The sequence below is a fragment of the Phytoactinopolyspora limicola genome (assembly GCF_011320225.1).
Classification (GTDB): Bacteria; Actinomycetota; Actinomycetes; order Jiangellales; family Jiangellaceae; genus Phytoactinopolyspora; species Phytoactinopolyspora limicola.
Genome location: NZ_JAAOEN010000003.1, coordinates 187,952 through 210,877 on the forward strand (window position 1 = coordinate 187,952; position 22,926 = coordinate 210,877).

The 22,926-nt window shown below is 67.2% G+C and carries 25 protein-coding genes and 1 pseudogene; 17 read left to right on the forward strand and 9 right to left on the reverse strand.

The genetic code is table 11. The annotated features are described in order from the left end of the window. Positions 1–169: 169 nt before the first annotated feature. The 6 genes from G8760_RS09820 to G8760_RS09845 all read left to right on the forward strand — a co-directional run bounded on the left by G8760_RS09820 (position 170) and on the right by G8760_RS09845 (position 5,434). Entirely contained in the window at positions 170–409 is a 240-nt protein-coding gene (locus G8760_RS09820) for a hypothetical protein (RefSeq protein WP_166350389.1), read from the forward strand. Further along, positions 402–878, forward strand: coding sequence for a Clp protease N-terminal domain-containing protein (locus G8760_RS09825; protein WP_166350391.1), 477 nt, complete (start codon positions 402–404; stop codon positions 876–878). Before G8760_RS09820 ends, G8760_RS09825 begins: the two co-directional genes overlap by 8 nt. Before the next feature lie 81 nt (positions 879–959). After that, positions 960–1,886, forward strand: coding sequence for an ABC transporter ATP-binding protein (locus G8760_RS09830; protein ID WP_166350393.1), 927 nt, complete (start codon positions 960–962; stop codon positions 1,884–1,886). Beyond that, positions 1,886–2,731, forward strand: coding sequence for an ABC transporter permease (locus G8760_RS09835; protein WP_166350395.1), 846 nt, complete (start codon positions 1,886–1,888; stop codon positions 2,729–2,731). Before G8760_RS09830 ends, G8760_RS09835 begins: the two co-directional genes overlap by 1 nt. A 264-nt stretch (positions 2,732–2,995) precedes the next feature. Continuing rightward, complete coding sequence (locus tag G8760_RS09840) at positions 2,996–3,646, forward strand: 23S rRNA (adenine(2058)-N(6))-methyltransferase Erm(C) (RefSeq protein ID WP_166350397.1); 651 nt, start codon at positions 2,996–2,998, stop codon at positions 3,644–3,646. A 423-nt stretch (positions 3,647–4,069) separates the two neighbouring features. Further along, a complete protein-coding gene (locus G8760_RS09845; protein ID WP_166350399.1) occupies positions 4,070–5,434 on the forward strand; it encodes a replication-associated recombination protein A in 1,365 nt (454 codons plus the stop codon). On the opposite strand, the gene G8760_RS31085 is transcribed toward G8760_RS09845, so the two are convergent. Next, positions 5,421–5,720, reverse strand: a complete 300-nt coding sequence (locus tag G8760_RS31085) for a hypothetical protein (protein ID WP_425502301.1) — start codon at positions 5,718–5,720, stop codon at positions 5,421–5,423. The two genes, G8760_RS09845 and G8760_RS31085, sit on opposite strands and share 14 nt — an antisense overlap. Here G8760_RS31085 and G8760_RS09850 point away from each other — a divergent pair. The 10 genes from G8760_RS09850 to G8760_RS09895 all read left to right on the forward strand — a co-directional run bounded on the left by G8760_RS09850 (position 5,616) and on the right by G8760_RS09895 (position 15,327). Beyond that, positions 5,616–5,969, forward strand: a complete 354-nt coding sequence (locus G8760_RS09850) for a DUF948 domain-containing protein (protein WP_425502302.1) — start codon at positions 5,616–5,618, stop codon at positions 5,967–5,969. The genes G8760_RS31085 and G8760_RS09850 overlap by 105 nt on opposite strands. Continuing rightward, on the forward strand, positions 5,966–6,271 hold the full coding sequence (locus tag G8760_RS09855) for a DUF6167 family protein (protein WP_166350403.1): 306 nt from the start codon (positions 5,966–5,968) through the stop codon (positions 6,269–6,271). The genes G8760_RS09850 and G8760_RS09855 overlap by 4 nt, the downstream gene beginning before the upstream one ends. A 2-nt stretch (positions 6,272–6,273) precedes the next feature. Beyond that, on the forward strand, positions 6,274–8,955 hold the full coding sequence (alaS, locus tag G8760_RS09860) for an alanine--tRNA ligase (protein ID WP_166350405.1): 2,682 nt from the start codon (positions 6,274–6,276) through the stop codon (positions 8,953–8,955). 26 nt (positions 8,956–8,981) lie between these two features. After that, positions 8,982–9,413, forward strand: coding sequence for a Holliday junction resolvase RuvX (gene ruvX / locus G8760_RS09865; RefSeq protein WP_343074391.1), 432 nt, complete (start codon positions 8,982–8,984; stop codon positions 9,411–9,413). Then, the gene (gene mltG / locus G8760_RS09870; RefSeq protein ID WP_166350409.1) at positions 9,413–10,567 is read left to right on the forward strand and encodes an endolytic transglycosylase MltG; all 1,155 of its coding nucleotides are present in this window, start codon (positions 9,413–9,415) and stop codon (positions 10,565–10,567) included. The genes ruvX and mltG overlap by 1 nt, the downstream gene beginning before the upstream one ends. After that, positions 10,545–11,420 carry a shikimate dehydrogenase gene (locus tag G8760_RS09875; RefSeq protein ID WP_166351096.1) on the forward strand — a complete coding sequence of 292 codons (876 nt, stop codon included), beginning with the start codon at positions 10,545–10,547 and terminating at the stop codon, positions 11,418–11,420. The genes mltG and G8760_RS09875 overlap by 23 nt, the downstream gene beginning before the upstream one ends. Beyond that, a complete protein-coding gene (locus tag G8760_RS09880; RefSeq protein ID WP_166350412.1) occupies positions 11,417–12,109 on the forward strand; it encodes a prepilin peptidase in 693 nt (230 codons plus the stop codon). The genes G8760_RS09875 and G8760_RS09880 overlap by 4 nt, the downstream gene beginning before the upstream one ends. Before the next feature lie 149 nt (positions 12,110–12,258). After that, positions 12,259–14,160, forward strand: a complete 1,902-nt coding sequence (locus tag G8760_RS09885) for an ABC transporter ATP-binding protein (RefSeq protein ID WP_166350414.1) — start codon at positions 12,259–12,261, stop codon at positions 14,158–14,160. A gap of 73 nt (positions 14,161–14,233) precedes the next feature. Next, positions 14,234–14,749: an SRPBCC domain-containing protein gene (locus tag G8760_RS09890; RefSeq protein ID WP_166350416.1), complete on the forward strand. Its 516-nt coding sequence runs from the start codon at positions 14,234–14,236 to the stop codon at positions 14,747–14,749. Next, positions 14,749–15,327: a TetR/AcrR family transcriptional regulator gene (locus tag G8760_RS09895; protein WP_166350418.1), complete on the forward strand. Its 579-nt coding sequence runs from the start codon at positions 14,749–14,751 to the stop codon at positions 15,325–15,327. The genes G8760_RS09890 and G8760_RS09895 overlap by 1 nt, the downstream gene beginning before the upstream one ends. Before the next feature lie 21 nt (positions 15,328–15,348). Here the strand turns inward: G8760_RS09895 and G8760_RS09900 are convergent, their stop codons facing one another. Both G8760_RS09900 and G8760_RS09905 read right to left on the reverse strand, forming a co-directional pair. Beyond that, entirely contained in the window at positions 15,349–16,203 is an 855-nt protein-coding gene (locus G8760_RS09900) for a polysaccharide deacetylase family protein (RefSeq protein WP_166350420.1), read from the reverse strand. Positions 16,204–16,298: 95 nt separating this feature from the next. After that, entirely contained in the window at positions 16,299–16,502 is a 204-nt protein-coding gene (locus tag G8760_RS09905) for a DUF1918 domain-containing protein (RefSeq protein WP_166350422.1), read from the reverse strand. Between the two features lie 141 nt (positions 16,503–16,643). Between G8760_RS09905 and G8760_RS09910 the strand changes: the two genes are divergently transcribed. Continuing rightward, on the forward strand, positions 16,644–16,967 hold the full coding sequence (locus G8760_RS09910) for a rhodanese-like domain-containing protein (protein ID WP_246222498.1): 324 nt from the start codon (positions 16,644–16,646) through the stop codon (positions 16,965–16,967). Positions 16,968–16,999: 32 nt separating this feature from the next. On the opposite strand, the gene G8760_RS09915 is transcribed toward G8760_RS09910, so the two are convergent. From G8760_RS09915 to G8760_RS30785, 6 genes and pseudogenes are all read right to left on the reverse strand, one after another. Beyond that, a complete protein-coding gene (locus G8760_RS09915) occupies positions 17,000–17,374 on the reverse strand; it encodes a VOC family protein (RefSeq protein WP_166350426.1) in 375 nt (124 codons plus the stop codon). A gap of 223 nt (positions 17,375–17,597) precedes the next feature. After that, positions 17,598–17,828 carry a hypothetical protein gene (locus tag G8760_RS09920; protein WP_166350428.1) on the reverse strand — a complete coding sequence of 77 codons (231 nt, stop codon included), beginning with the start codon at positions 17,826–17,828 and terminating at the stop codon, positions 17,598–17,600. Positions 17,829–17,838: 10 nt separating this feature from the next. Further along, a complete protein-coding gene (locus tag G8760_RS09925; RefSeq protein ID WP_207782201.1) occupies positions 17,839–18,840 on the reverse strand; it encodes a helix-turn-helix transcriptional regulator in 1,002 nt (333 codons plus the stop codon). Between the two features lie 40 nt (positions 18,841–18,880). Further along, complete coding sequence (locus G8760_RS09930) at positions 18,881–19,498, reverse strand: PadR family transcriptional regulator (protein ID WP_166350430.1); 618 nt, start codon at positions 19,496–19,498, stop codon at positions 18,881–18,883. Between the two features lie 58 nt (positions 19,499–19,556). Continuing rightward, entirely contained in the window at positions 19,557–22,124 is a 2,568-nt protein-coding gene (locus tag G8760_RS09935) for an FtsX-like permease family protein (protein ID WP_166350432.1), read from the reverse strand. Next, positions 22,124–22,919 (reverse strand): annotated as a pseudogene (locus G8760_RS30785) (ABC transporter ATP-binding protein). Before G8760_RS30785 ends, G8760_RS09935 begins: the two are co-directional and overlap by 1 nt. Positions 22,920–22,926: the final 7 nt, after the last annotated feature.

The window sequence follows — 22,926 nt, forward strand, 5'->3', positions numbered from 1 at the left end:
CCTCACATCATAGCCGAACACGTGTTCCTATTCAATCGTTTGAGCGGCTCCGCGAGCAGTGTTGATTCACCGCACCACCCGATGGCGCGTCTAGGTTTGAGCTGGCCCGCGCGAGCGATATAAGCAACCAAGGTTGACTATCGGAATTTAGTCAACTACGGTTGCTTATATGTCCGGTGCAGAGAACGTGAGCTCCGCCGATCCGGGTGATCAGCTAGCTTCGGTCGCCGCTCTACGGCGCCTGGCCGACCAACTGGAAGACGCCGCCGTCGAGCAGGCGATGCGGGCCGGTTGGAGTTGGCCTCGGGTCGCCGAGGCTCTCGGGGTTACTCGCCAGGCGGTCCACAAGAAACATGCCAAACGCCTCATTGCTGCTGGCGTGGAGTTACGGAGGCGTGAGAATGACTAGTTTTGACACGTACTTGCCCGCGATCCTCGAGCAGGCAGAACGCGAAGCTCAGCGTGACGGTGCTTCGACGTTCGAGGTGCACCATCTGCTTCTAGCTATCTCCGCAGTGGGGGAGGGGACCACCACAACCGCTCTTGAGTCGGCTGGCCTGAACTACCAAGCCATCCAGGAGATGTTCCAGCGAGAGTTCGAGCACAGCCTGAGTACCGCCGGGGTCTCGCTGGCCAGCGCCGATCTGCCGAAGCCCACTCCAGGGCCGGGGCGCCCGAAAGTCGGCACATCGGTCAAACTCGCGCTGGAACGCAGCCTGGCCGCGGTGACCCGGAAGAAGGACCTCCACCCGGCGCACCTGCTCCTCGGGGTTGTCCAGGCGCCGGTTGGCACCGTGCCGCGGGCACTCGCCCTCGCCGGAATCAGTCAGGCCGAGCTGCTGGCCGGTATCGAGCAGGTCCTAGCCGACCAGAAGTGACCAACCCGCCAGACGGCACACGATTCATCAGGCAGATCGCCTCATCAGGCAGATCACCGCGACGGTACGACGAGGGTGAGAATGACACGACACCAGCAGATCGCGCTCAGGATCGACGGACTGCGTATGCGCTACGGCACGGCTGAGATCCTGACGGACGTCACGTTTCAGATGCGCCATGGCGAGATCACGGCCCTCCTCGGGCCCAATGGCGCCGGCAAAACCACCACGATCGAAGTCCTCGAAGGATTCCGGCAGCCGTCCGGTGGTCAGATCGAGGTGCTGGGCACCGACCCGGCCCAGGGCGGCTCCCAATGGCGCGCACGGGTGGGCGTCGTGCTCCAGTCATGGCGGGACCACGCACGGTGGCGGGTTCGGGAACTGCTAGCGCACCAGGGCAGGTACTACACCCGCTACGCCACCGATCTGATCGAACGACCCTGGGATGTCGATGACCTGCTGGAGGTGGTTGGCCTGACCGATCATGCCGACCAGCAGGTCAGGCTGCTCTCCGGCGGGCAGCGGCGGCGGCTGGACGTCGCCATCGGGGTGGTGGGCCGGCCCGAGTTGTTGTTCCTTGACGAGCCGACCGCGGGCTTCGACCCCGAGGCCAGGCGGGAGTTTCACGACCTGGTGCTACGGCTGGCGGCGGAAGGTGACACAACCGTCCTGCTCACCACCCACGACCTCAATGAGGCTGAGAAGCTGGCCGACCGCATTCTGATCCTCGACCGTGGACGGATCGTTGCCGACGGTACGCCGAGCGAGCTTGCCCGGCAGATCGTCGGCGACGACCTTGTGCGGTGGACCCACAACGGCCAGCGGTATGTACGTTCGACCACGGACTCGACATCATTCATCTTCCAACTGTTCCAACAGTATGGCGACGCCATCACCGACCTCGAAATACAGCGGTCGTCATTGGAAGACACCTATCTGCACCTCGTGCGTCAGGCCGAAGCCGGCGCCGGGACCACCACGTCGCCAGAGTTGGGGGAGGTTGCCTGATGCCCGGGAGCACCAGGACATTACGCACGGGGGTCGCCCGTGGCCTGGTCGAGCTACGCCAGGGTTTCACCGGTGTTGAGCTGGCGGGTCAGCTGCTCTGGCCCATGGTGACGCTGGCCGCGCTCTTTCTCGTCCGGAACCGGAGCGCCGGCGACAGCGACGTCAGCCTGGGTGGCTGGGCTTTGCCTAGCGCCCTGGGGATGTTCGTCACCTTCGGCATGCTCCTGATGGTGCAGCATCTCAGCGCGGAGCGAGAGGATGGCACGTTGCTGCGTGCCAAGGCCACCCCGCACGGCATCCAGGGCTACTTCATCGGCAAGCTGGTCACCGTCTCGGGAACCATCCTGGTGTACCTGCTGATCCTGCTTTTACCTGGGCTGTTCCTCGTGGACGGTGTGGTGGTCGGCAGTATTGGCGGTTGGGCCACGCTGTTGTGGGTGTTGGCGCTCGGCCTCATCGCGACCCAGTCGATCGGCGTGGTGATAGGTTCGCTGCTTCCCAGTCCTCGGGCCGCGGGCTATCTTGCACTTCCGGTCTTGGGCCTCGTGGGTATCTCAGGCATCTTCTATCCGATCACGGCGCTCGCGGACTGGGTGCAGTGGATCGCCCAGGTGTTCCCCATGTATTGGCTTGGCCTGGGTATGCGTTCAGCTTTCTTACCCAACGACGCCGTCAGTGTGGAGATCGGCGCATCGTGGCGCCACCTGGAAACCGGCGCGGTGCTGGGGGCCTGGGCGTTGCTCGGACTCATCGTCGCACCGGTGGTCCTGCGGCGGATGGCGCGCCGCGAGTCTGGGTCCCGAGTGGCCGCACGCCGCGAGAAGCTCCTCCAGCGCGTGGGTTGAGTCCCGGCGTCACAACTGGGTTACACTAGCGCCCATGGCTAGTGCCCCCACCAGCGCCGCCTTCTTCATTCGGCTGCGCCGTTCCGTCACGGCATAACCTTTCGCCGGCTGTTGAGCCGGACGTGGGTAGTGCCGTGAACCGCGCCTGTCCCTGACCTGTTTGGCCAGGTCGACGGCGCGGTTCGTCGTGTCCAGATGACGGAGGCGAGCCGGCCCGCCCAGCCCTGCGGGTCGCTCCCAAGGCTTTCTTGGCTGTGGTGAACCATGTCCGCGCGTACGCGCACACTTTCCTTGCCGGACAACCGATCCGGCATTCATCTGCTCAACGATCGTTCGGTGGCCCGACGGCTGATCCGTTCGGCGAACGTCGGCGTCGACGACCTCGTGCTCGAGTTCGGTGCCGGCACCGGCGCGCTGACCGGTCCACTGAGCGCCACCGGTGCACGGGTCATCGCGATCGAACGCAACCCCGCGTTCGTCACCCGGCTCGGGCGTCGCTTCGGTGATCACAACTCTGTCCGGGTGGTGGCCGGTGACGCCCGAGTGGTGCCTCTGCCGCGTCGGCCGTACTTCGTGGTGGCGAACATCCCGTACTCCATCTCGACGAGCTTGGTCAGGCGGTTGCTGACCCCCGACGAGACCTTCCTGCGATCCGCCGATCTGCTGGTGGAGTGGGGATTCGCGAAGCGAATCACGGCGACTGAACCGCGCGATTACGAGGTGGCGTGGTGGCAGTTGAGGTTCGAGATGTCGATCGAGCGTCGGGTGGCGCCCACTAGTTTCATACCGGCACCGTCGGTCGCCTCTGCCCATGTGCGGATCCGACGGCGCCGGGGATTGGACCGGGGAACGGTGCACGCGTTGCGCCTCGAACTGCGTCGCCGGTATGGCGTGTCGCGCCGGCGTCGCCGATGAGTTGAAGGGGCGCCGCGCCCCAAAGCGGACAACTTGGACACCTTTGGGAGGGTGTACGAGTTGGGTGTTCCTTTCGATCTTGCTGTGGGTCGCAGGTGTTGACAAGCGACTACGCGGTTCGCCTTGACAGGGTCCTGATCCATGTGTCAACGTCGGTATCGAAGCAAGGCCCCCCAAGTAGCAGTGGCGCGGTATCCGTTCCGGATCCGCGCCACTGCGCATTTCTGGAACATTCTCCGCTCACTCCGCGACGAGCTCCGCTCACTCCGCGACGAGCTCCGCTCACTCCGCGACGAGCTCCGCTCACTCCGCGACGAGCTCCGCTCACTCCGCGACGAGCTCCGCTCACTCCGTGACGAGACAGCTCGCCCGGGCTCGCGAGCCCGGCGATGCCCTCGTCATGCCGCCTCATAAGCTCGGAACATGGAACAGGAAGGGCTCTTCGGGCCCGCGGCGGGGTCTCCCGCGCCGTCGGGTGGTTCGCTGGCCGGAGCTGATCAGGAGTATGAAGGTCAGCCGCTGGCGGTACGTATGCGTCCGCGCACCCTCGACGACGTCATCGGCCAAGGCCACCTGCTGGGCCCGGGTACACCATTACGTCGGCTGGTGGAGGAAGACCAGCCGATGTCCTTGGTGCTGTGGGGGCCGCCAGGTACCGGCAAAACCACCCTCGCCTATGTGGTCAGCCGCGCCACCGAGCGACGTTTCGTGGAGCTGTCCGCGGTGACCGCGGGTGTCAAGGATGTCCGGGAGGTGATGGACCGGGCCCGGCGCGAACTGGTCCGGACCGGCACCGGCACGGTTCTCTTCGTCGACGAGGTCCACCGATTCTCCAAAACTCAGCAGGACGCGCTCCTGCCCGGCGTCGAGAACCGCTGGGTCTCACTGGTGGCGGCAACCACCGAAAACCCGTTCTTCGCGTTGATCAGCCCGTTGTTGTCCCGGTCGTTGCTGCTCACCTTGGAGCCCTTGGCGAAGGAAGGTATCGAGGAGGTCGTCCGGCGCGCGCTCGAGCACGAGCGTGGACTGGCTGGGCAGGTGTCGATCGACGACGACGCTTGTGAGCATCTGGTCCGGCTCGCCGGCGGCGACGCCCGTCGGGTGCTGACCTATCTCGAGGCGGCCGCCGCCGCGGCCTTGAGTAACGCCGACACCACCATCACCGTCGAGATCGCCGAGAAGGCCGTGGACCGGGCCGCGGTCCGCTACGACCGCGACGGCGACCAGCACTACGACATCACCAGTGCGCTGATCAAGTCGATCCGCGGCAGTGACGTCGACGCCGGGTTGCACTATTTGGCCCGCATGGCCGAGGCCGGCGAAGACCCGCGGTTCCTGGCCAGACGGCTGGTGATCCTGGCCAGCGAAGACATCGGCCTGGCCGACCCGTCGGCGTTGCCGACGGCGATGGCCGCGGCACAGGCGGTGCAGCTCATCGGTTGGCCAGAGGCGCAGATCACCCTCGCACACGCGGTGATCGCCCTGGCGTTGGCGCCGAAGTCGAACAGCGTGGTCAAGGCCATCGGCGCCGCCGTGGGGGACGTCCGTGCGGGCCTCGCCGGAGCTGTGCCACCGCACCTGCGCGACGCTCACTACTCCGGCGCCAAGAAACTCGGCCACGGCTCGTCGTACGCCTACGCACACGATGATCCACGCGGCGTCGTCCAGCAGCAGTACGCCCCGGACTCGGTCGCCGACAAGCAGTACTACGAGCCCGGCGCCCGCGGCGCCGAGCGAGACTATGCGGAGCGGTACAGCCGGCTCCGGCAGATCCTCAGAGGTTCCTGATGTTGCACCATGTCCGACTTGTCGTGAGACGGCGATCACCTGGCCGCGGATAGTCGACGCCCCAAGGCGCGGAACGCATCCGGCGCGGTAGGGTCGGGCCCTGAACACGTAGCGAATCATCCCGCACGGAAAGGGCGGCACTTCCATGTCCGTAGGCGAGATCGCCGGCCTGATCGCGGCCGTGGCCTTCGTCGCACTCGTCGCAATCCTGGCCTTGCCCGTCATCAAGTTCGGCAAGACCGTCGACGAGCTCACCAACACCGTCCGTGACCTGCGGCGCGAGCACGTGGCCAAGACGGCGGTGACGGTCGACGAGACCAACGCTTTGCTGGCTTCGACCAACGCGCAGCTGCAGCGGGTGGAGGTCATCACGGCCAACGCACAGACGGTCACCACCAACGCCGCGGCGATGTCGTCGCTGTTCGCGGCCACCGTCGGCGGGCCGATGGTGCGGGTGGCGGCATTCACCTACGGAGTGCGCCGCGCTATGGCCAGCCGTAAGGAAGGCAAGGCCGGCCGGGGTGGACGCGGATGAAGCGCGTCTTCTGGATCGCACTGGGCGCCACGGCGGGGGTGTTGATCGTACGCAAACTCACCAAGGCGGCCGACAGCATGACCCCCGAAGGTGCGGCGGACCAGGTGTCCAAAGCGCTGAACTCGGTGTCGCAATCCATCCGTGAGTTCGCCGAGGACGTCAAAGCCGGGATGGCCGAACGAGAAAATGAACTTCGGGATGCGCTTGGCGTGTCGGACAATGGAAGTGAATCGCACGCAGAGCCCGACTTGGAGGCCGTTGATGGTCTCCTCTATCCCAACCAGCGGAGAGGCACCTTCTAAGTATGGAGACCGCCGAGATCCGGCGCCGCTTCCTTGAGCATTTCGACCGGAACGGTCACACCGTCGTCCCCAGCGCGCCGCTGATTTCCCCTGACCCGTCAGTGTTGTTCGTCATCGCCGGGATGGTTCCGTTCATTCCGTACCTGACCGGTCAGCAGGCAGCACCGTGGCCGCGCGCCACCAGCGTGCAGAAGTGTATTCGTACCGGTGACATCGAAGAGGTCGGCAAGACCACCCGGCACGGCACGTTCTTCCAGATGAACGGCAACTTCTCGTTCGGGGACTACTTCAAGGAAGGCGCCATCACCTACGCCTGGGATCTCATCACCAGGTCGCAGGATGACGGCGGATATGGCTTCGATCCGGCCAAGATCTGGGTGACCGTTTATCAGGACGACGACGAGGCCGCCGCGTTGTGGCGCAAGGTCGCCGAGATTCCGGACGAACGGATCCAACGCCGGGGCCTGAAGGACAACTACTGGCACACCCATCAGCCAGGTCCGGGTGGGCCGTGCAGCGAGATCTACGTCGACCGTGGACCCCAATATGGGCCCGACGGCGGCCCGGTGGCAGACGAGGACCGGTTCCTGGAGATCTGGAACCTGGTCTTCATGCAGGAGGAAATCACCGACGTCAAGAGCCAGGAGGAGTTCCGCGTCGTTGGTGAGCTCCCAGCCAAGAACATCGACACCGGTATGGGGATGGAGCGCGTCGCCTACCTGTTGCAGGGTGTCGAGAACATGTACGAGATCGACCAAGTGTTCCCGGTCATCCAGCGTGCGGCCGAGCTCTCCGGCAAACGATACGGCGCGAACCACGAGGACGACGTCCGTATGCGGGTGGTCGGAGACCACGTCCGCAGCTCGCTGATGTTGATCGGCGACGGCATCACACCGTCCAACGAGGGCCGCGGCTACGTGTTGCGGCGGCTGCTGCGCCGCAGTGTTCGGGCCATGCGCCTACTCGGTGTCGACGCGCGCAGCCTGCCCGAACTCCTGCCGGTGAGCCGAGACGCTATGGGGGCGGCCTATCCGGAGGTGAAGTCCGACTTCTCGCGGATCTCCGGCATCGCCTACGCCGAGGAAGACACCTTCCGCAAAACCCTGCAGACCGGCACCCAGATCTTCGATCTCGCCGCCGGCCAGACCAAGAAGACCGGCGAGGTCACCCTGGCTGGTGACACCGCGTTCAAACTGCACGACACCTATGGGTTCCCGATCGATCTCACCTTGGAGATGGCGGCCGAACAGGGCTTGGCGGTCGACGAGGCCGGGTTCCGCCAGCTGATGGCCGAACAGCGCGACCGGGCCAAGGCCGACGCCCGGGCGAAGAAGATCGGCCACGCGGACACGAGCGCTTACCGGGAGCTTCGTGAGCCCGGCCCCACCCCGTTCACCGGGTATCAAGAGCTGAACACCGACACCCGGGTCCGTGGTCTGCTGCGGGATGGCGCCACGGTTCCCGCCGCTCAGGAGGGAGATACGGTCGAGCTCGTCCTGGACCGTACCCCGTTCTATGCCGAGTCCGGCGGGCAGGACAGCGACGCCGGCCGGATCACCGGCGACGGCACCGAGCTGGAGGTGCTCGACGTACAGCGGCCGATCAAGGGCCTCATCGTGCACAAGGTGCGGGTGCTGAAGGGCGAGCTGGTCAGCGGTCAGGATGTGCTGGCTCGGGTCGATCCGGAGTGGCGGCTCGGTGCCTGTCAGGCACACTCGGGCACCCATGTGGTGCATGCCGCGCTGCGGGAGGTGTTGGGGCCGCAGGCGCTGCAGAGCGGTTCGTACAACAAGCCGGGTTACCTACGCCTCGACTTCGCGTGGGGGCAGGCGCTTGGCCGGGAGACCCGCAGTGAGGTCGAGGAGGCCGCGAACCTCGGTATCCGCCGTGACCTTCCGGTGTCGGCGACGTACATGCCGCTGGAGCGGGCCCGCGAGATCGGCGCGTTGGCGCTGTTCGGCGAGACCTACGACGAAGAGGTTCGGGTCGTCGAGATGGGCGGCGAATGGTCGCGGGAGCTGTGCGGCGGGACCCACGTCGCGAGGTCGGCTCAGATCGGGCTGGTGACACTCGTCGGCGAGGGGTCGGTTGGTGCCGGCTCCCGGCGGGTGGAAGCCTACGTCGGCATCGAAGGGTTCCGCTATCTAGCCCGTGAGCGCACCCTGGTCAGTCAGCTGTCCGACCTGCTCAACGTGCAGCCTGACCAACTGCCGGAGCGGGTCGCCCGGCTGCTGGGCCAGGTCCGCGAGGCGGAGAAGAAGGTGAACCAGTTGCGGGCCAGCGCCCTTGGCGCTCAGGCCGCGGAACTCGCCGGGGGAGCCCTCGACGTCCACGGTGTGGCGTTCGTCGCGCACCAGGCGGCTGCCGGCGGCACGGCCGACGAGTTGCGCACACTGGCCCTGGACGTGCGGGCGCGCCTAGGCAACGAACGCCCGGCCGTGGTGGCCGTCGCCGCGGAGGGCGGCAACGGCCGCCCGGTCGTGGTGATCGCTACCAACGACGAAGCCCGCCGCCGGGGTCTCAAAGCGGGCGAGTTGGTGAGGGCCGCAGCGCAAACCCTTGGTGGTGGCGGTGGCGGCAAGGACGACGTCGCTCAAGGCGGCGGGTCGGACCCGTCCAAGATCGCCGACGCGCTGGGCCGGATCGAGCACGTCGTCGGCGAGAACGTGACCCACGGCTCTTGACGATCCGTCCGGGACCCCGTTTGGGTATCGACGTCGGCCGGGTACGTATCGGGGTGGCGGCATCGGATCCCGGGGGCGTGCTGGCCACTCCGGTCGAGACGGTTCGGCGCGGACGTGGCGACCTGGCCCGTCTCGCCGCGCTCGCGTCGGAAAGAGAGGTGGTCGAGGTGGTGGTCGGGCTGCCGCGTACGTTGCGCGGCGACGAAGGATTGGCGGCCACCGAGGTGCGCGCGTTTGCTACCGAACTGGCACTATATGTGGCACCATGTCCTGTCCGTCTGGTCGATGAACGTATGACCACGTCGGTCGCCACCCGGCATAGGCAGGCCGGTGGCGTGTCGTCGCGGGAGGGTCGGCGTACCATCGACCAAGCCGCGGCGATGGTGATCTTGCAAGATGCGCTCGACATGGAACGGGCACGAGGCGTGCCACCAGGAGAGGTAGTGACGGGAGCCTGATGAGTCACGCGGGAGCGTCGAGCGATGCGGACGGCCAACCCCGTTCGCAGCGCCGGGGACGGCGGAAGAAGCGCAAGAAACGCCGGTTCGGCTCGTTCTTCGCCGTCCTCATCTCGCTGAGTGTGATCGGTGGAGTGCTGGCCGGCTTGTATTACGGCGGAAGCGCCGTCCTCAACGCCATGTCAGGCTGGTTCGGGGACGCCGAGGACTACCCAGGGCCAGGTTTCGGCGAGGTCACCGTCACCATCGAGGACGGTTTCACCCTGCGCGCCATGGGGACGGCGCTGGCCGAGGCCGACGTCGTCGCCAGCCAGGAGGCTTTCGTCCAGGCCGCCGAGCAGAACCCCGGCTCTATCCAGCCCGGCACGTACACCCTCTACCGCCAGATGAACGCCGAGGATGCCGTCGACGCACTGATCCAGATCGGCAGCACGTCGGAACGGGTGACTATCCCAGAAGGTTTCCGGGTGCGCCAGACATTACAGCGCCTCGCCGAAGGGTCCGAATTCGAGCTCGAGGAGCTGGAAGAAGCCCTTGAAGAGGTGGAACTGCCTGACGACGCCGAGGACGACGCCGAAGGTTTCCTGTTCCCAGCCACGTACGATCTCCGCCACGACGGTACCGCCGAGTCGCTACTGACAGCGATGCTCCATCGGTTTAACCAGGCAGCACTTTCCCTTGACCTCAGAGACGCAGCCGACAACCGGGACATGACCGTCCGGGAAGTCGTCACCGTAGCGAGCATCATCCAGCGCGAAGTCCGCTCCGATGAAGACATGCCTCGAGTTGCCGCAGTGATCTATAACCGGCTTTCCGGTGAGTGCTCAGCCGCCGGAGTCGCAAACAACATGCTGCAGATGGACTCCACCGTCCACTACGCCGTGGACGATTACACGAGTGTGTTCACCTCGTCGGAGATGCGCCAGATCGACTCGCCGTACAACACCTATCTGAACCCCGGCTTGCCGCCTGGACCCATCGCCTCGCCAGGGGAGGCCGCCCTTTCCGCCGCCCTCGATCCAGCCGACGAAGATAGCTGCTACTTCGTCACGGTGAACCTGGAAACCGGCGAGACGCGGTTCGCTGCTACCGAGGCCGAACACAACGACAACGTCGAGCTGCTGCGGGCGTATTGCCGTGAGAACGACTGCTGACCCAGGCCCGGCCCGGCGGTGTGCGGTGCTCGGAGCGCCGATCTCCCATTCGCTGTCTCCGGTGATCCACCGCGCCGCCTATCGCCATCTGGGGCTCGATTGGACCTACACCGCCCACGAGGTCGGCGAGGACGAACTCCCGGGTTTCCTGTCCGGCCTCGATCATCGCTGGCGTGGACTGTCGCTGACGATGCCACTGAAGAAGGTCGCGCTCGAGGTCGCCACTGAGATCAGCCCGCAGGCCCAACAGCTCGAGGTGGCCAACACGCTGGTCCGGCTACCTGATGATGGCTGGCGAGCCAGCAACACCGATCTGCCGGGTTTTCTCGACGCGCTGGCCGAACGTCAGCTCAGCGACCAGGCCCCGGATGTGGTGTGTATCTGGGGTGCCGGTGCCACCGCCACCACCGCGCTCGCCGCCAGCGTTGAGCTCGGTGCCGGTCGGATCCATTTGCATGCCCGGTCACCCGAGCGGGCTCAGCGGGTGGCCGCCGTCACCCGCCAATGGCCGGGGGCCCCAGCGGTCGACATCCGCCCCTGGCAGATCGGCGATGAGTGTCTGACCGCCCGGCTGACAGTGAACACCGCGCCGGCCGGGGCACTCGACGGGCTGGCTGCCCAGCTGAGCGCGCGCGGGGGACCGGAGCGGGTGCTGTTCGAGGTGCTGTACGACCCATGGCCGACACCGATCGCGCACCACTGGGACGCCTCCGGCGGGGTGGTCCTGGGCGGGCTGGACCTGCTCGTTCATCAGGCCGCCGGTCAGGTGGTGGCGATGACCGGACGCCCGGCACCCATCGACGTCCTGCGGGCGGCCGCCGAGCAAGGACTCGCCGCACGGGCCATGCCGTGACCCCGGTTCTGGCCGGCGCCGGCCTAGTGGTCGGCGCCGTGCTGCCCTGGGTGATCGCCTGGATCCCGGACCGCAGCCCCGACGAGGATGAACCGCCACCCACCCCGTATCGGGAACTCGCCGCGGCGCGTGGGTTGCCGGTGATCCTCGCCGTCTGCACGGCAGCGGCGTGGGCGCTGATCGGCGTGGCCAGCTCTGACCTGGGCGCCGCGACGACCGCCTTCCTGGTGGTGGCGGCAATGGGGGTGGCGATGGCTTATGTCGACATCCGGGAGCATCGGTTGCCGGACTGGCTGACCGTGCCGGCGTTGGTAGCAGCGGCGATCGCGCTGGCTGGCGCCGCCGCCGTCGACGATAGCTGGGCACGTTACGGCCGGGCGTGGGCCGGCGCCGGAGTGGTATTGGCGTTCTACCTCCTGCTGGTCCTGTTGCGCCCAGCCGACCTCGGCCTCGGCGACGTCAAGCTGGCGGCGGTGCTGGGTCTGTTGTTGGGGTGGATCGGCTGGCCGGTACTGGTGTTCGGGGTGTTCGCCGGGTTCGTGGTGGGCGCGCTCCTGGCAGCGGGTTTGCTGCTGGCCGGTCGGGCCGGGCGGCGCACCTCCATCCCGTTCGGCCCGGCCATGTTGCTCGGCGCGTTGGTCGCGGTGGTCTGGGGCGAACCACTCGTCGACGCCTACCTGGCGCTTTGAGGCACCCGCAGACTCGGCTGATCATCCCGCCGGAGTGCCCCGTGGCCGGCGGCCCGGACCGGTCAGGTTGACCTCAAGTTTGCTTCAGGTTTTAGCCTCGTGGAAGATCCGCGGTCCACCCGGGGTTGTCTTCGCCAGGAGGAACACACATGAGTATGGAAGTCACGGCATGGAATGCCGTGTACAACGCGATGCATGCCCAGGAGGACCGCCGCCCGTTCTCCAAAGCGACGATCCGGCGGATTCTCGGCTTCGCCCAGCCGCACAAGCGTGAGCTGATCGGGTTCCTGGTGCTCAGCGCCATCGGCGCCGGCCTGGCCGTCGCCACCCCCGTATTGGCGGGGCGGGTGGTCGAGGGCATCATCAACGGAGAAGCCACCAGCGTGGTGATCACTCTCGCCGTGGTGATCGCCATCATCGCGGTGGCCGAGGCGGGCTTCGGCCTGTTCGAGCGCTGGCTCTCCGCCCGCATCGGCGAGGGCATCATCCTCGACCTGCGTACCGCGGTATTCGGTCACGTGCAGAAGATGCCCATCGCCTTCTTCACCCGAACCCGGACCGGCGCCCTGGTGAGCCGGCTCAACAACGACGTCATCGGAGCTCAGCGCGCGTTCAGCGACATCTTGTCGGGTGTGGTGAGCAACATCGTCACACTCGTGCTGGCGCTGGTCGTGATGATGACGATCTCCTGGCAGATCACCCTGCTGGCATTGGTGTTGCTTCCGGTGTTCGTCCTGCCCGCCCAGCGGATGGGCCGCCGGTTAGCCCGGCTGGAGCGCGAGGCCGCCAATCACAACTCACACATGAGTACCCAGATGACCGAACGTTTCTCGGCGCCCGGCGCGACCCTCGTCAAACTGTTCGCGCAACCGGCGAACGAGCTGTCGGAGTTCGCGTCGAGAGCCCGCCGGGTCCGCGATATCGGCGTCCGGACCGCCATGGTCCAGTGGGTGTTCATCACCGCACTCACGCTGGTCGGAGCGTTGGCGCTGGCTCTCGTATACGGACTGGGTGGCTTCTACGCGCTGCGCGGTGAACTCGACGCCGGCTCGGTCGTCGCGCTGTCGCTTCTGCTCGCCCGCCTCTATGCGCCGCTGACGGCCCTGGCCAGCGCCCGGGTCGAGGTGATGAGTGCGTTGGTGAGTTTCTCTCGTGTCTTCGAGGTACTGGACCTGAAGCCGCTGATCGACGAGCCGCCGAACGCTCGGCCAGTGCCCGAGGGGCCGGTGTCCGTCGAGTTCGACCACGTCGACTTCGCCTACCCTTCCGCGGACAAAGTCTCGCTGGCCTCACTGGAGGAGGTGGCGCGGCTGGACGTGCGCGGTGGCGACCAGATCCTGCGCGACGTATCGTTCCGCGCCGAACCCGGCCAGATGGTGGCCCTCGTCGGGTCGTCCGGTGCGGGCAAGTCCACCATCGCTCAACTCATCCCACGGCTGTACGACGTCGATGACGGCGCGGTGCGCCTGTCCGGTGCCGACGTCCGGGAGTTGTCGATCGAATCGTTGCGTCGGGCCATCGGCATGGTGACGCAGGATGGCCACCTGTTCCACGAATCCATCCGGGAGAACCTGCTGCTGGCCAGGGCTGAGGCCAGCGAAGACGAATTGTGGGACGTGTTGCGCCGGGCCCGCCTCGACGACCTTGTAGCCAGTCTGCCCGCGGGGCTGGACACAGTGGTCGGGGAGCGCGGCTACCGGCTGTCCGGCGGTGAGCGGCAACGCCTTACCATCGCCCGGCTGTTGCTGGCCCAACCACGTGTCGTCATCCTCGATGAAGCCACCGCACACCTCGACTCGACGTCCGAGGCCGCGGTGCAGGAGGCGCTGGGGGAGGCGCTGGCCGGACGTACGGCGCTGGTCATCGCGCACCGGTTGTCGACGATCCGGGCCGCGGATCAGATTCTGGTGATCGAGGCGGGTGAGGTGGTCGAGCGGGGGACCCACGTCGAACTACTGGCGCGGGGTGGACGGTACGAGGAGTTGTATCGCACTCAGTACCAGGAGCAGGCTTCGGCGGCGGCCGACGCGGTTCCGGAGCCGGCTGGCTGACGGCTCGGTTGCGTGGCTAACGCTGTTAGCTTAGAGTGGTGGCTAACAGCGTTAGCTAAGGAGTTGTGCGCCCATGTGGACTCGGATACTGCTGATCGCCCTAGGGTCACTCGTCGTGATCGGAGCCGGCCTGTATACCTGGACGCGGATCTCGCCGGGGCAGATCCATACCGAGATCGAGATCGATGCCACACCCGACGAGGTGTGGGAGGTGTTAACCGACCTTGACGACTACCCGGCGTGGAACCCATTCATCGTCAGCGCCGAGGGCGCCGTCGAGGTGGGGGAGAGGTTGGTCAACGAACTGCTCATGAGCCATGGGAACAGCACTATGACGATCAAGCCGACCATCACGGTGGCCGACCCGGGCCGCGAGTTCCGCTGGCTGGGCCGCTTCGTTGTTCCCGGCATCATCGACGGTGAGCACTACTTCGTCCTCGAACCGACTCCGGACGGCGGCACCAGAATGATTCACGGGGAGAAGTTCACCGGCATTCTGGTGCCCTTCGCCGGCAGCGCCCTCGACGTCACCGATAACTTTGTGGCCATGAACGAAGCATTGAAGGCGCGGGTAGAGGGAACCCACTGATGGGCTGGCCGTCGGCGCCGCCACTGTCGCCACTCACGCCGCGCGCGGAGCAGATCGTCGACACCGCCCTGCACCTGCTGGAAGATTCTGGGCCCGAGGCTCTGACCATGCGCACCCTCGCCGAACGGCTCGGCATCCGCGCGCCGTCGTTGTATAAACACCTACCGGACAAGCCAGCTCTCGAAGCCGCCCTGATCGAGCGTGGCCTGCTCGCCATGGCCGAACACCTGTATGCCGCACTCGGCGACGGCGAGCCGCCGGAGACTCAACCACCCCGTCCCCTCCGCGAAGGCGGGGCTGTACACCGGTTGCTCCGGGCCTACCGTGCACAGGCCACCAGCCGGCCGAACCTGTACCGGCTATGCACCGCGGGCGAGCTTCCCCGGGCCCGGCTGACACCAGGTCTGGAGGACTGGGCGGGCGCTCCGTTCTACCACGCCACCGGCGACCCGTATCGTGCCCAGGCGTTGTGGTCGTTTGCCCACGGGATGGTGATCCTGGAGATCGACGGGCGATTTCCTCCGGACTCAGCGCTCGACATCACCTGGGCGAGGGGCGCCGAGGTGTTCTCGGGATGACGGCTCGGCGATCGCCCGGTTTCAGCGACCCCGGGCGGGTGGCGGTGGCGTTCCCGTGGCGTACCCGGCCTCGTGCAGCACCGGCAACACATACGCCAGAGCCTGCACGGTTTGACTCCGGTCGCCGCCCCCGTCGTGGAGGAGGATGACCGCGCCGGGCGCCACCCCTTCCACCACCGCACGGGCGATGGCCTCCGCGCCGGGGCGGCTCCAGTCTCTCGGGTCCACCGTCCAATTGAGCACGGTCAAGCCGTGGCGCCGGGCGATCGGTGCGACCTCGGAGGTGACCGCCGTACCAGGCTGGCGAAAGAACGCCGCCCCCAGGCCGGGAGCGGCGTCGGCGATGGCCTGCGCGGTGTCGGCGATCTCTCGTTCGATCCGGTCAGCCGATCGGGTGGCCAAACGATGGTCGTGGGTGTCGGTGTGGTTACACAGGGCGTGGCCGTCGTCGGCGATCCGGCGGACGAGGTCGGGATGTCGGCGAACCTGCTCGCCCACGACGCAGAACACGGCTGTGGCATCGTTCTCAGCCAGCAGGTCAAGGATCTGTGGGGTGTAGACCGGATGTGGGCCGTCGTCGAACGTCAGAGTCACAACGGCGTCGGCCCCCGGTGCGTCGGGCGGGTCCGGTACTGCCAGGCCACCCGTGTCGGGAAACGACGCACCACCACCGGAACGCGACGACCCGGACTCGTCCGCATCACTGCCGCTGCCAGCATCACCGCTGGTGCCGTCGCCTTCGGGGGCGCTGGTGCGGTCGGCTCCAGACGTGGGGGAGGCAGCCCCAGGGGACTCGTCGGCTGAGCCGTTGTTCGCCATCATAAAAGCGAAAAGGCCGACGACGAGGCCTGCCACAACGGGCGCCGGTACCTTCATGTGCCTCCCTACCCGAGGTACATGGACTCTTCACCGATCGTAAACGATCACCTCGTGGCTGTGGGGGATCGTTGCGCGAAAAGGGGCAGCCCCGCCTACCTCGCGGGGTGCTCCTCAGCCGGTTGGATGTGGGCGTCGGGGCCCGGATATACCAGTGCCTCGGCGCCGCTATCGGTCCACCGGACCAGGAACGGCGGAGCGCCGTCGGGGCCATGTGTCTCGAGGATCTCACCGTCACGGCGGGCCAGTCCGACTTTGGCTCCCTCCACGACGAGATGGTCTCCGGTGTGTGCCTGCACGTCGTCCTCCCTCGTCAACTGTTCAAGGGGTCCCGGCGGAGGGCGACCCCTCAATACCAGGGTGCGCCGGGCGGCGCCCCATGCGCAAGGACATCCGAACCGGCGACTGGCCAACGCGCAGCTGTTGCCACAATGGTCGGCATGACAGTTCATGAGGTCGGCGTCGACGCCGTTCCCAACGACGGTGTGCTCCTGGACGTGCGCGAACCAGGGGAGTGGCACGCAGGTCACGCACCGCAGGCGGTCCACATCCCCCTTGGGGAACTCATCGACCGCGTGGACGACGTGCCAGACGGCGATCCGGTGTATGTGGTGTGCAAAGTGGGTGGGCGTTCGGCACATGCCGCAGCGTGGCTGAACAGCATCGGCCGGTCGGCGGTGAACGTCTCCGGAGGTATGGAGTCGTGGGATTCGGCGGGTTTGCCGATGGTCAGCGAAACAGGGGAGCAGCCGTTCGTGGCGTGAAACAGGCGAGGGCGCGTTCCTCGCGCGTGGTGTCAACCGACCCAGAGGCAGAACGGGTGACCGGCCGGATCTTTGTAGACCCGAACCTTCTCTTGAGGCTGCACCCCGGCGAGGGTCGCTCCGCACGTCCGGGCATGGGCACCGGCCGTTTCGAGATCGTCGACCCGGATCTCCAGATGCACCTGCATCTGTTGATCGGTCGGTCCAGGATCGGGCCAGACCGGCGGCGTGTGGTTGGACTCCGTCTGGAACGCCAGCCCGACTCCACCGGAAGGATCAGGCAACGTCACCCAGTCCGGCGACTCGACGGAGATTTCCCAGCCGAGCAGCCGCTGATAGAAGTGGGCGAGCACCCGCGGATCCGGCGCACCGAGCGTAACTGTTGTTAATGTCAGCCGGCTCGTCATCACCGTCTCCTTCGACGTACCGGTTTGAGGTGATATCGACAGTATTACCCATCACCGCCAGCCCCACCGTGGTCTCCGCCCCGGCGGTTTCTACTTGACATAATGTACATTATCGGCGCGCAATAATGGAGTTGGTGCATGATCGGAGTGGCGCCGGTGTCGCCAGAGCAACACCTTCGCCGCTCCGTTGTTGCACTATCTCCACTCCGTGCACGAACGTCGATCAGTGCTCGTCGCGGTACTTGGGTACGTCGGGTGCGTCGTCGAGATCCCGCAGATCGTGTCCCGGTGCATCCGAGCTGACTCCCAGGCCACCGGTTCGTGGTTGTGGGTTCAACAGCGAATCTTGTGCTTCCTGTTCGGCGACCGCTTGTTCGCTCTGACGTTCGCGGTCGATCTCCCGTGGGTCCTCCCCCGGGGTCACCGGCTCTTTGGTGCGTCGGTCTTCAGCCATGTCCTTGTCTTTACCCCGGATCTGACTCCGGTATCGCTCCGCTCAGCCGGGCCCGCAGGCCGCGACAGTACTCGATGAACTCGGGCGGCTCGTCGACGACGAAGTCGACACCGGCGATGATCACGACGGCCGTGAGCCACTCGAACGAGTCGACCCAGGCTGTGTAGCGGCACCGCCCGTCCTCCAGGGGTTCCAGCAACCCGTCCCGCGCGCCGAGGCGGGCTCCGATCACCTCGACCGGTGCGCCGAAGGTGATCACCGCCCGGTATCTGGCTTCCCGCCACGACATCTCCACATAGGCCGCCCCGGTGTCGGCCGGCAATTCACGCGGGGTGAAGTGGTGTGGGGTGAGCGTGACGTCGGCGACCCGGTCCAGCCGGAAGGTACGCCAGTCCTGCCGCTGAACGTCCCACCCCAGCAGATACCAGCGTCCGCGGTTGAGGACTTGACGGTATGGCTCGATCTCGCGTGTGGTGGGTGCGCCATCGCGGTCGCGATAGCTGAAGAGGATCCGCCGCTGGCTGCGGGCCGCCCGGCCGACGACGCCGAACACCTCAACCGGGATCGTGGCGGACGCGGCAGGCGGTACGGCCTCGGTGACGTCGCGGACGGCTGCGACCGTTGCCCGGAGCCGTACGGGCAGGATTCGTTGGAGTTTGCGCAGCGCCCGGCCGGCCGCGTCGTCGATGGGAGCTTCGTCGTCAGGAGCGTGAGTGAGCCCACCGTTCGTGGGCGCGACGGCGGCTGCGGTCCGGAGGCTCACGGCCACCGCGACCGCCTCGTCGTCGGTGAGCAGCAGCGGCGGCATCGCGGCGCCCGCCTCGAGCCGGTAGTGGCCGCCGGGGCCGGTGCGCGCCACGATCGGGTAGCCCAGTCTGCGCAACCGGTCGAGGTCACGGCGTAATGTGCGGGGCGGTACGTCCATCCGGGCGGCTAGTTCGGGGCCGGTCCATTGCTGTCCGGTCTGCAGTAAAGAGAGCAGCGTCAGCATCCGCTGGCTCGGATCGCCCATGACCCTAGACTCTCACTTCAGCCTCTCCGGCCTGACACCCTCACAACGATGCGCTGCCAGTGACCAGATCGGCTGGCCAGGTGAGAGTTTCAGCGTCGATCTCGTCTATGGTGCGCTCCACCCATGCGAGCTCGGCTTCCTGCATGTGCAGGGCGTACTCCACTTCGAGGACGAAGAGTCGCGGGTGTCCGGCCGCCTCCAGCTCCCCCAGCGCATCCTGGTGTTCTGCCCGCAGCTGGTCGATCTCGGTGCGCAGCCGGCGGGCGCGTTCCCGCAATGCGCTCCGCGCTCCCGACGTACCTAACGCACCGAGATAGGTGACCGCTGAACCGAAGGTGGGGAACTCGTCACGTGGCTCTCTGACCAGTTCATCGATCCAGTCGACGAACGCCGTCCGCCCGTCGGCGGTGGGTGCGTAGATCGTTCGCTCCGGTCGGGCGCCGATCTGGACCTTCTCCTGAGCTTCGATCCATCCGGCCCGTTCGAGCGCCCGTACCGTGTCGTAGAGCGACCCGGTACGCAGCTTGAAGGAGCGATCCATGCCGCGCCCACGGAGCTCGGCCGCGATGCCGTGGGGATGCATCGGCTGTTCGTGTAGCAGTCCGAGGATGGCCAGGCCGAGCATGTTCGAGACGGGGCGGCGTCCGGAAGTCGACATCGATACGTCGCCTCCAATCAATCGGTTCCGAGTATCCTATCTCCTCCCGATGGACGGTTCAAGGAGCCTCGGCGGCCTCCACCGGCGCCGCCCGCAGCGCGACCCAGGTCGGGAACAGGATGGTCGCGAACGTCAGTGTCACCGTGGCCCCGACGATCACAGGGTAGATCCACCCGGGCCCGCTGGGCAGGATCGTCCCGTCCAGGGCCAGCCCGAACGGGATGAGAGCTCCAGCGGCGACCGCGGTGCCGAGCAAGACTCCAATCAGCGCCGTCACCGACGCCTCGACCGACATCATTCGCAGAACCTGGCCGCGGGTGGAGCCGATCAGCCGTTGCAGGGCGAACTCGTCGCGCCGCTCGGCGGTCGCCACGATCAGCGAGTTGATCAGCGCGATCACGGCGTAGCCGACCACCACCGCCGCCAGCAGGAAACTCGCCACCCGACCGGTCTCGTCACCCTGCGCATGTGCGGCGCTCGCCGCGGCTCGGTCCGCGACGACGACGCCGGGCACCCCATCCACCGCCGCACGGATCGCCGCGGTCAGCGCCGCCGGTGACACGCCGGGCGCGGCCTTCACCAGGATCTGCGGCAACGCGCCGTTGGTGGTGTGGGGCAGCAGCGTCATCGCGGGTACCATCGCGTAGCCGAAACCGTCGGGCGGGCTGAACGATCCGACCACCTCCATGGTGGTCACCTCGCCGTCGCCCCAACGCAGCTGGACACTGTCGCCGAGGTTCGTGCCGCTGTCGTCGAGTACCTTCGTCGGCAGCACGATGCTGTTGCCGGTGAGGTTCTCGTAGTCGCCCTGTTCCGCCGGATGTGCGATCGTCTGCGGTGCGCCCGACGCCGTGACTCCCTGTAGCTCGAGCCGGCTAGGTCTGACCCGCTCATCCGCTGTGTTCCCGTACTTGTCCTTACCCGGACCGAGGATGGTTTCCAGCCGACCTTGGCTGGGCACCGAGGCGGATGCTCCGGCGACCTCCGGCAGGCTGGAGAGGTCATCGACGAGTTCCGGCGGCAGCGCGCCGGTATCCGAGTTGACCACGGCGTCGGCGTTCAGGCCTTCGGCGAACATCCGGCTGCTGGCATCTTCCTGACTGGTCTGTAGGAAGATCAACGCGGTTGCCAGCCCGGTGACCAGCATGATCGGGATGACCGCCGAGGCCAGCCGGACCTTGCGCACGGACGCGTTCAGCATGGCCAGCCGGCCCGGTGCACCGGTGAGCCAGGTGACCGGCCAGCGCAGCAGTGCCGCCAGCCACCGGCACAGACCGGGGGCCACCAGGGCGATCCCGACCGCCCAGAGCATCGCGGCGGGCGCGGATGTGCTCGCCGCGATCGGTCCGGTCATCACCAGGGCGGTCACGATCGCGAGCGCGGCCGCCCCGCCCAAGAACAGGACGGCCAGGATCACCCGGATCGGGCTGACCCAGCGGGTCTGCAACGTCGCCTCGGCCATCGCCTCGGTCGGTCGGACCTTCGACACCCGGCGAGAGGCGATGGAGGCCGCGACGAGCGCCGCGACCAGAGTGGCGCCGGCGCCGGCGAGCCTCGGAATGACGCCCTGACTGAAGATCATGACGTCCGGGATCAGATCCTGCCGGACCAGGACGTCGAACATGAACCGACCGAACGCCACGCCCGGCGCGAGCGACAGGCCGGCCGCCAGCAGCGCGATCACCGAGGTCTCCGCCATCACCAGGCGGCGCACTTGCCCCGGCGTGACTCCGACGGTGCGCAGCAGCGCCATCTCCCGGCGACGCTGCTGCACCAGCAAGGCCACGGTGCTGCCCACGACGAAGATCGCGACCATGGTGGCCAGACCACCGAAGGCGCCCGCGAGCGGAATCAGGTTCTGCGAGCCAGTGATCGACTCCGGGTACTCGGCGCGCCCGCGTTCGTCGCCGCGCAACACCCGCGCTCCACGGTCGGCCACGGTGTCGCGGACCGCGCCGGCCAGCGCCGCTAGGTTGGTGCCCGGATCAGCCAGCACCCCGATCGCGTCGATCTTTCCGGGCCGATCGTACAGCCGCATAACCTCGTCGTCGGTGAACAGCAGCGCGGCCCGGGTGCCGGTCCGGCTCTCGGCGATCCCGCTGACCTCGTAGTCCTGCGGGGTCCCACGCACCGACACCGTCACCTGCGCAGCCAGCTCTAGGTCCAGCCGGCCGGCGGTGATGCTGTCGACAACGACCTCTCCGGCCCCCCTCGGCTCCTCCCCCGCGACCAGCGTGAAAGGCGCCAGCGACGCACTGGACCATCCGTGCCCGGCCGCGGTGACCGCCTGGCCATCCACCGCGGTGATCGGCACCGACACGTCCGGCACCGCCGCGGCCACGCCGGGCACCTCGGCGACGGCGTCCACGAGGCTCTCGTCGAGCAGCACCCGCTCGGTCATCGGTTCGGTATGGTTGCCGACCGGGTTGGCGCCGGGATACCCCTGGCTTCCGCTGACGACGATGGGCGCCGCGGCCAGCCGCTCGGCTTCGACGTGTCCGCGGATGCCGGTTTCCAGCAGACCGCCGCAGGCTTGGACGACGACGCCGCCGATGAACAGCGCGATCAGGAGCGCAACGAACCCGCCTTTGCGGTACCGCAGAGTCTTGAGCGCAACGCGTAACATCAGCGCGCCCGGTCCGGGGCCGCGGGCCGGTGCATCCCGGCCCACGCCCCGAGCTGGGTCATCTGGCTGGCCACCTGCTGAACCGAGGGGCGTTCGAGTTCGGTGCTCACCCGGCCGTCGACCAGAAACACCACGCGGTCGGCGTGCGCCGCGGCCACCGGGTCGTGCGTCACGATCACCGCGGTCTGCTCACCGGCATCCACCGCCGTGCGCAACAGCCCCAGGATCTCCAGCGCCGTCTGGGTGTCCAGGGCACCCGTCGGTTCGTCGCCGAACAACAGGACCGGTTGGGTGACCAAGGCCCGGGCGATCGCCACGCGTTGCTGCTGGCCGCCGGAGAGCTCACCCGGGCGGTGTTTGCGGCGGGAGGTGAGGCCCCGTACGTTCGATGACGTCGTCCACGAGCCTTCGGTTCGGCCGGCTGCCCGCCAGCCGCATCGGCAACGTGACGTTGTCCACCACGTTCAGTGCGGGCAGCAGATTGAAGCTCTGGAAGACGAACCCGATCTGATTCCTGCGCAGCTTGGTCAGCGAACGCTCTTTCATCGCCGTGAGATCCCTGCCCTCCAGCACGACACTGCCCGACGTCGGACGGTCCAGGAGGGCGGCACAGTGCAGAAAGGTGCTCTTGCCCGAGCCGGAGGGCCCCATCACCGCGGTGAACGTGTGGCGCTGGACGCTGAGCGACACCCCGGCCAGCGCCGTCACGGTGTTGCGTGACCGCCCGTACACCTTGTGGACGTCCTCCAACCGCAGCAGATCATCCGTAGCTGGTTGGCGCTGCTTCGAGCGCATGGCTGTC

Bases quoted from the DNA above. Each gene is read 5' to 3' on its own strand.
- G8760_RS09845 (WP_166350399.1), top strand. From the start codon at position 4,070: ATGGAACAGGAAGGGCTCTTCGGGCCCGCGGCGGGGTCTCCCGCGCCG.
- alaS (WP_166350405.1), top strand. From the start codon at position 6,274: ATGGAGACCGCCGAGATCCGGCGCCGCTTCCTTGAGCATTTCGACCGG.
- G8760_RS09855 (WP_166350403.1), top strand. From the start codon at position 5,966: ATGAAGCGCGTCTTCTGGATCGCACTGGGCGCCACGGCGGGGGTGTTG.
- G8760_RS09890 (WP_166350416.1), top strand. From the start codon at position 14,234: ATGTGGACTCGGATACTGCTGATCGCCCTAGGGTCACTCGTCGTGATC.
- G8760_RS09885 (WP_166350414.1), top strand. From the start codon at position 12,259: ATGAGTATGGAAGTCACGGCATGGAATGCCGTGTACAACGCGATGCAT.
- G8760_RS09830 (WP_166350393.1), top strand. From the start codon at position 960: ATGACACGACACCAGCAGATCGCGCTCAGGATCGACGGACTGCGTATG.
- G8760_RS09930 (WP_166350430.1), bottom strand. From the start codon at position 19,498: ATGTCGACTTCCGGACGCCGCCCCGTCTCGAACATGCTCGGCCTGGCC.
- G8760_RS09895 (WP_166350418.1), top strand. From the start codon at position 14,749: ATGGGCTGGCCGTCGGCGCCGCCACTGTCGCCACTCACGCCGCGCGCG.
- G8760_RS09910 (WP_246222498.1), top strand. From the start codon at position 16,644: ATGACAGTTCATGAGGTCGGCGTCGACGCCGTTCCCAACGACGGTGTG.
- G8760_RS09820 (WP_166350389.1), top strand. From the start codon at position 170: ATGTCCGGTGCAGAGAACGTGAGCTCCGCCGATCCGGGTGATCAGCTA.
- G8760_RS09825 (WP_166350391.1), top strand. From the start codon at position 402: ATGACTAGTTTTGACACGTACTTGCCCGCGATCCTCGAGCAGGCAGAA.
- G8760_RS09920 (WP_166350428.1), bottom strand. From the start codon at position 17,828: ATGGCTGAAGACCGACGCACCAAAGAGCCGGTGACCCCGGGGGAGGAC.
- G8760_RS09840 (WP_166350397.1), top strand. From the start codon at position 2,996: ATGTCCGCGCGTACGCGCACACTTTCCTTGCCGGACAACCGATCCGGC.
- G8760_RS09900 (WP_166350420.1), bottom strand. From the start codon at position 16,203: ATGAAGGTACCGGCGCCCGTTGTGGCAGGCCTCGTCGTCGGCCTTTTC.
- G8760_RS09835 (WP_166350395.1), top strand. From the start codon at position 1,886: ATGCCCGGGAGCACCAGGACATTACGCACGGGGGTCGCCCGTGGCCTG.
- mltG (WP_166350409.1), top strand. From the start codon at position 9,413: ATGAGTCACGCGGGAGCGTCGAGCGATGCGGACGGCCAACCCCGTTCG.
- G8760_RS09935 (WP_166350432.1), bottom strand. From the start codon at position 22,124: ATGTTACGCGTTGCGCTCAAGACTCTGCGGTACCGCAAAGGCGGGTTC.
- G8760_RS09915 (WP_166350426.1), bottom strand. From the start codon at position 17,374: ATGACGAGCCGGCTGACATTAACAACAGTTACGCTCGGTGCGCCGGAT.
- G8760_RS09925 (WP_207782201.1), bottom strand. From the start codon at position 18,840: ATGGGCGATCCGAGCCAGCGGATGCTGACGCTGCTCTCTTTACTGCAG.